Annotated in this window: 5 protein-coding genes; 4 read left to right on the forward strand and 1 reads right to left on the reverse strand. The window is 53.9% G+C overall.

Features of this window, described 5'->3' with window-relative positions:
- Positions 1-441: 441 nt before the first annotated feature.
- Positions 442-2376 carry a PrkA family serine protein kinase gene (locus tag AC2VLY_RS11895; protein ID WP_193649455.1) on the forward strand — a complete coding sequence of 645 codons (1935 nt, stop codon included), beginning with the start codon at positions 442-444 and terminating at the stop codon, positions 2374-2376.
- Positions 2377-2599: 223 nt separating this feature from the next.
- On the opposite strand, the gene AC2VLY_RS11900 is transcribed toward AC2VLY_RS11895, so the two are convergent.
- On the reverse strand, positions 2600-3070 hold the full coding sequence (locus AC2VLY_RS11900) for a hypothetical protein (RefSeq protein WP_486893205.1): 471 nt from the start codon (positions 3068-3070) through the stop codon (positions 2600-2602).
- A gap of 460 nt (positions 3071-3530) precedes the next feature.
- Here AC2VLY_RS11900 and AC2VLY_RS11905 point away from each other — a divergent pair, with 460 nt between their 5' ends.
- The 3 genes from AC2VLY_RS11905 to AC2VLY_RS11915 all read left to right on the forward strand — a co-directional run.
- Entirely contained in the window at positions 3531-4853 is a 1323-nt protein-coding gene (locus AC2VLY_RS11905) for an ammonium transporter (RefSeq protein WP_227485466.1), read from the forward strand.
- Positions 4854-5074: 221 nt separating this feature from the next.
- Positions 5075-6379 carry a YeaH/YhbH family protein gene (locus tag AC2VLY_RS11910; RefSeq protein ID WP_193649453.1) on the forward strand — a complete coding sequence of 435 codons (1305 nt, stop codon included), beginning with the start codon at positions 5075-5077 and terminating at the stop codon, positions 6377-6379.
- The coding region (locus AC2VLY_RS11915) for a SpoVR family protein (RefSeq protein WP_486922341.1) at positions 6372-6943 on the forward strand (572 nt) is incomplete at its 3' end. The genes AC2VLY_RS11910 and AC2VLY_RS11915, both read left to right, overlap by 8 nt.

The raw sequence follows: 6943 nt of genomic DNA on the forward strand, positions 1-6943 counted from the left end.
CACGCTTCCTGCTAAACATATCCTGATCATGGTCATCTGATCACTCCTCCTCAAGTGGCTTCCAGGGCGGTCCTCCCGCCCTTTTTTTTGTTCAAAGCTCAGGCGCATAGCCAAATACCCATATAATCCGCTGATAAACAGCCGGTTAATATTTTGTGAAGCATTTCCGGACAGAAACTTTCCGGTCGGGATGCGGACTGGCGCAACCAGCCGCCATGCACCATAATTGTGCATAGAGCGCACCACCTACGAACAATTTGTCAGTACACAGTGCAGGAATACACAGCAGGCCTCATCGGGGGGAAAGACCAGAACTGCCCGCACTTTGGCACAGGAAATGCTTAATGAAAAACATTCTTCAACACCTGAACCCTAGGGTCGCGTCCATGTCCAAAGGATTCAGGCTGTAAACCATCGCGGCTTCGCCGCAAGGAGTGGCAAATGGCGTTATTCGACCGTTATCAGGAGCGTTTTCTGCAACAGCAGGAAGTCACCCTTTCACTGGACGCTTATCTGGATCTCTGTGCCCGTGAACCCATAGCCTATGCCAGCGCTGCAGAACGGATGCTGGCCGCCATCGGCGAGCCGCAGGTGATCGACACTCAGGCGGACCCCCGACTGTCGCGGATATTCATGAATCGAAAGTTGCTCACCTACCCGGCTTTCAATGATTTTTACGGTATTGAAGATGTCGTCGAAAATCTGGTGGCCTATTTCCGCCATGCCGCGCAGGGACTGGAAGAACGCAAGCAGATTCTCTACCTGCTGGGTCCGGTTGGGGCTGCCAAATCTTCTTTGGCCGAGCGTCTGAAGACCCTGATGGAGCATCATCCCATTTACTGTCTGGCCGCCAACGGCAAGGTTTCGCCGCTTTACGAATCGCCTTTGGGTTTGTTTGATCGGGATGAAGATGGCCCCATACTGGAGGATCGTTTTGGTATTCCCCGTCGCGCCCTGAATGGCGTGATGTCTCCATGGGCCGCCAAACGCTTGCGCGAATTTGGCGGTGACATCCGTAAATTCACGGTGCAGCGCCTGATGCCATCGCAGCTGCATCAAATCGGTATTACCAAGGTGGAGCCCGGTGACGAGAATAATCAGGATATATCCAGCCTGGTAGGCAAAGTGGACATTCGCAAGCTGGAAGATTTTTCCCAGGATGATCCTGATGCCTACTCCTACGCGGGTGGCCTCAATGTCGCCACCCAGGGCGTTCTCGAATTCGTGGAAATGTTCAAGGCACCGATCAAGATGCTGCATCCGCTGCTGACTGCCACCCAGGAGGGCACCTATAATGGTACCGAGGGCTTTGGAGCCCTGCCTTTTCAGGGCATTATCCTGGCCCACAGCAACGAATCGGAATGGTCCGCTTTCCGCAACAACAAGCGGAATGAGGCCTTTCTTGACCGGGTATATATTGTCAAGGTGCCCTACTGTCTGCGGGTCACGGAAGAAACCCGTATCTACCATAAACTCCTGGAAAGCAGCGCCCTCAGTGACGCCCCTTGCGCACCCGACACCATGGACATGCTGGCGCGTTTTTCAGTACTCAGCCGTCTCAAGGAGCCGGGCAACAGCAGTCTCTGGTCCAAAATGGAAATCTACGACGGCAAATCCCTGAAAGACAAGGATCCCAAGGCCAAAAGCCTGCAGGAATACCGGGATGCTGCCGGCGTGGATGAAGGCATGGATGGCATTTCTACCCGTTTTGCCTACAAAATCATGTCGCGTACCTTCAATTTTGACAGTGACGAAGTGGCTGCCAATCCCGTTCATCTCCTGCACGTGCTGGAAACGCAAATTCGTGCCGAACAGTTCCCGGCAGACACCGAATCCCATTATCTGGCTTTTCTGAAAACCGAACTGGCGCCCCGCTATGCCGAATTTCTGGGTCTGGAAATCCAGAAAGCCTATCTCGAAAGTTATGGGGATTACGGTCAGAATCTTTTTGATCGTTACATTCAATATGCTGACTTCTGGCTCCAGGATACAGAATTCCGTGACCCCGACACCGGCCAACTCATGGATCGCGGCCTTCTGAACGAAGAACTGGAAAAAATCGAGAAACCGGCGGGTATTGCCAATCCCAAGGACTTCCGCAATGAAGTGGTCAATTTTGTCCTGCGGGTAAAAGCTTCCAATGATGGGATCAGCCCTTCCTGGACCAGCTATGAAAAACTGCGCGCGGTTATCGAAAAGAAAATGTTTGCCAATACCGAAGACCTCTTGCCGGTGATTTCCTTCGGTAAAAAAAGTTCTTCTGACGACGAGCGGAAACATCAGGATTTTGTAGCGCGCATGACCCGAAAAGGCTATACGGAAAAACAGGTACGCCTGCTGGTGGACTGGTACATGCGCTATCGTAAGCACCACTGAAATCTGCCAAAACTTCTGCATTTTCGCAGACCTTTGGCCCAGCCAATTACTCAATTGGAAGTGCCAAATACTCAGTATTCACTGTATCGCCAGTCATGTTGGTTGGCGACAAGACTGGCTTTGGTGATATGAATGTTGCGCCTTTGGCCACCTGGTTTTACCAAGTGGCCATTATCATATTGAATTTGCAGATGGAGAGCATGATGCTATCTGCTTCACCGGATTATTGCCCATCAACCCCTGGAGTGGCGTTTGGGGCGATGGTTCCGATGGTGATGCTGGCGTTATGTCCGAAGGGCGTGGGTGGCAACGGGGAAGCGGCATGAATGGCTGCCAGCTCGATTTTGCCAAGGGCTTCAGAAGAACATCCAGCGAGTTCTGCCCGGACTACTGTGCCATTAGCCAAAATCACCGCCACTGCCCGACATGTCCCGGTAGGCAAAGTTACGGGATGTCCTGCCCGTTTCATGGCCGTGCGCTCCTGTTCTGCACGGATTCTTCCGACCTGACCAGCAACGATCTGGTTCACCTGCATCATATAGGAATGCAGGATACGATCTTGCTGCGTAACAACAGAGGTATTCTGTACAGCTTGGGCCGAGGATGGTCCGGGATAGGTACTCACGTTGCTGACGGCACAACCGGAAAGGAGTGCTGTCAGGCCAAGTGATGCGACAACTGCTTTGCGCGACATTATGGTATTTTCCTTTTTCTGCAATTGTTTTTTTGCTGGAGATATCGCTGAACCGTATCAAGACGAAACCCCTAAAAAATAGGTATGTTGAAAATTAGGTGAGTTCGCGGAAAAAAGCAATTCACCCGCTATGACGATAAAAGAAAAGCTGTCAGCTTAACTACGTCCGGGTTGAAGCTCGCATTCATGATCCTTACCGGTGCTTACATCTTTACAGCAAGTCTTGTGCAGGGTCGGGAATAATCTGGGCACGTGTATCCATAAGGTTTTTGCATATGGTCGTTTCCAAAAGCCCCACTCTCTTGTGCTGCACCATATTGGTGCACGTCCTTATGATTTCATCTCTTCTCCCGGTTCAGGAAGCTTCAATCTGGCGCTTTTAAGGGTTTGCACGGTTTTTGCTTGACCAAATTGCACACTGGGGCATTCAGCCTCAGAAACGATGGAAACAAGGAGCGATATGATGAAGAAGGGAGCAAGGCAACACGTATTTCGAGGAACAGCATGGGTGGGTGCCCTCACCCTCCTGGGGAGTCCGCTGGCAGAGGCAGGCACCAGCACGCCCAGTTTCAATAGTGGGGATACTGCCTGGATGCTGACCTCTACGGCACTGGTGCTGCTCATGACCGTGCCGGGTCTGGCGTTGTTTTATGCAGGCATGGTCCGCAAAAAAAATGTGCTGGCAACAGCTGCCCAGAGTTTCGCGGTCACAGCGCTGATTTCGGTATTGTGGATGATGCTGGGATACAGCCTGTCTTTCAGCACCGGTAATGCCTTTATGGGGGGCATGAGTCGCTTGTTCCTCAACGGCCTGGGGCTGGATTCGGTGAGCAGTCTGGCGCCCACCATTCCGGAATCCGTGTACATGACCTTCCAGATGACTTTTGCCATCATCACCCCGGCACTGATTGTGGGTGCCTTCGCAGAGCGCATGAAATTTTCGGCACTGCTCTGGTTTACCGGTCTGTGGTCCCTGCTGGTCTATGCGCCCATCGCCCACATGGTCTGGGGACCCGGCGGCTGGCTGGGCGCCGATGGCGTCCTCGACTACGCGGGCGGTACCGTGGTGCACATCAATGCCGGGGTCGCGGGCCTCGTAGCAGCACTGGTCATGGGCAAGCGGGTTGGCTATAAACATGATGCCATGCACCCCAATAATCTCATGTACACCCTGATAGGCGCTTCGTTACTGTGGGTAGGCTGGTTTGGATTCAATGCCGGGTCTGCGGTCGCGGCCAGTGATCGGGCAGGCATGGCGCTGGCGGTTACACAGATTGCTACTGCGGTCGCAGCTCTGGCCTGGATGTTTGCCGAGTGGGTGGCACGGGGTAAACCCACGGTATTGGGCATGACTTCGGGTGCTGTCGCAGGGCTGGTAGCCATCACCCCGGCTTCGGGTTTTGTGGGTCCCATGGGCGCATTGTGGATAGGGATTGCGGCGGGCGTCATTTGTTTCTGGGCCTCCGTCTACCTGAAAAACTGGATGGGCTACGATGATTCCCTGGATGCCTTCGGGGTCCACGCCATGGGTGGTATTGTTGGCGCGCTGCTCACCGGGGTGTTTGCCGTCAAAGCTATTGGCGGCACGGCTGGCGTGCTGGAAGGCAATACCGGACAGTTATTGATCCAGGCTACCGGAGTGGGCGTCACGATCGTTTATGACGCCATCGTCAGCTTCATCATTCTGAAAGCCATCGACTGGACCCTCGGCTTGCGCGTGAAAGAAGAGCAGGAAAGGGAAGGGCTGGATATTACCCAGCATGGTGAACAGGTTTACGAGTAACCCGAAAATGGACCTGTGTCGGGCCGCTGCAAGGCCCGGAGCAGGTCCCCGGGCGGGCTGATCAGAACACGATTTGCAGGCTACTGCCTGTTTTCCAGAACGATCTACGCGCGTAAACTGGAAATATCGAGCGTGCTCTGCTCAACCTTTAACGGGAGCATCCCGCAATCATTCTCTTGCGTCATCATCCGGAAAAGACCTGGTTTTCCGAGGAGTCAGCCATGAGTACGATTATCGACCGGCGCAGTTCCGGAACCCGATCCACCAGCAATCAGGAGCGTCTGCAGAGAAGAGTGCGCGCCCGCCTGAAGAGCGCCGTGGAAAAAATGGCACGCTCCGGCTCCATTGAAGATCTGGCAAACGCCGATCAACCCATTTCCATCCCTACCCGCGATTTGCACGAACCCAGTTTCCGCCGGGATTTCAGCGACTCCTCCTGGGAAAGAGTCTTGCCCGGTAACAAGGAATATCAGCGTGGTGACGAAATCAACAAACCCGAAGGCGGTGGTGCCGGTCAGGGCCGTGAAGGTTCTCCCGATGGCCTGGGCGATGACGAAGTAGCCATCGTCCTGTCCGCCGATGAGTTTCTGGATTTGCTTTTTGATGGGCTGGCTTTGCCCAATTTACGCAAAACCGTGCAGGGCGATGTCCAGGCGGAACAATGGCGTCGCGCCGGATTTATCAAGGACGGCAGCCCCTCACGCATGCACGTCGGTCGCACCATGCGCGCTGCCCGGGCCCGCCGTCTGGCTCTGCGGGCTGGCAAACGCCGCGAGCTTCAGGAGCTTGAAGAAGCCCGCAGCAAGCTGCAGGAGGAAATCAGCACACGCATTGCCCGCAAGGAGGATGTTTCCCTGGAACAGGAACGTCTGAAAATTCTGGACGAGCAGATTTCCATCCTGGCGCGCAAAATCAAGGCGATTCCTTTTATCGATGAAGCCGACCTGCGCTTTGCCCATATCGATCAGCAACCCCATCCCATCACCAATGCGGTCATGTTTTGTGTCATGGATGTTTCGGGCAGTATGGGAGAAAAGGAAAAAGATCTGGCCAAGCGTTTTTTCCTGCTGCTCTACCTTTTTCTGCATCGCCATTATCAGGCCGTACAAATTGTTTTCATCAAACATCACAGTACGGCAACAGAATGTACTGAACAGGCCTTTTTTGGTGCACGGGAGGGTGGCGGCACCCTGGTTTCTCCGGCCATCATGCTCACCGAAGACATCATGGCCAAACGCTTTCCGGTCGACCGCTGGAATATCTACGTCGCGCAGGTTTCCGATGGTGACAACTATTTTGCCGATAATACGGTCGTGGCTGAACACCTGCATCAGCTTTTACCGCGCCTGCGCAACCTCTTTTACCTGGAGGTCAACCGCGAAAACGAAAGTGATCTTTTGCAACTTTATGATGGCATTGCGGAAGATTATCCTGAGCTGATCACCGCCAGAGCCAGCGCCCGGGAAGATATTTACCCGCTCTTCCGCACCCTGTTTTCCAGCGAGGAGATCCCAAGCCATGTCTAAGTTCCTGTTTACGGATAACGATTGGACTTTTCCACGACTGGATGCGGTCACAGAAGCCATTGCCGTCATAGCCGCAGAAGAACTCCATCTGGACACCTATCCCAATCAGCTGGAAGTCATCAGCGCCGAGCAGATGCTCGATGCCTACGCGTCCATCGGCTTGCCGGTCTATTACGCGCATTGGTCTTTTGGCAAACAGCGCGCCATTGAGTCGGGTCAGTACCGGCGCGGTGAAATGGGTCTGGCCTATGAGCTGGTCATCAACAGTGATCCCTGCATCAGTTATCTTATGGAAGAAAACACCATGACCATGCAGACTCTGGTCATTGCCCATGCCGCTTTTGGACATAACGCCTTTTTCAAAAACAATGCCTTTTTCCGGCAATGGACAGACGCCGAAGGGATTATCGATTATCTGGCTTTCGCCCAACGCTATATTGCCCAATGCGAAGACCGCTTCGGGATGGATGCGGTGACCGATGTCCTCGACGCTGCCCATGCCATCAGTCGCAACGGCATTGACCGGGCGCGCCGCCCGCGACAGCTTTCGGCGCGGGAAGAAGA

The organism is Acidithiobacillus sp. TH-A36 (assembly GCF_057473445.1).

What these genes read in the sequence shown, in the direction of transcription:
- AC2VLY_RS11895 (WP_193649455.1), top strand. Translation starts at nt 442, where the DNA reads ATGGCGTTATTCGACCGTTATCAGGAGCGTTTTCTGCAACAGCAGGAA.
- AC2VLY_RS11900 (WP_486893205.1), bottom strand. Translation starts at nt 3,070, where the DNA reads ATGTCGCGCAAAGCAGTTGTCGCATCACTTGGCCTGACAGCACTCCTT.
- AC2VLY_RS11905 (WP_227485466.1), top strand. Translation starts at nt 3,531, where the DNA reads ATGATGAAGAAGGGAGCAAGGCAACACGTATTTCGAGGAACAGCATGG.
- AC2VLY_RS11910 (WP_193649453.1), top strand. Translation starts at nt 5,075, where the DNA reads ATGAGTACGATTATCGACCGGCGCAGTTCCGGAACCCGATCCACCAGC.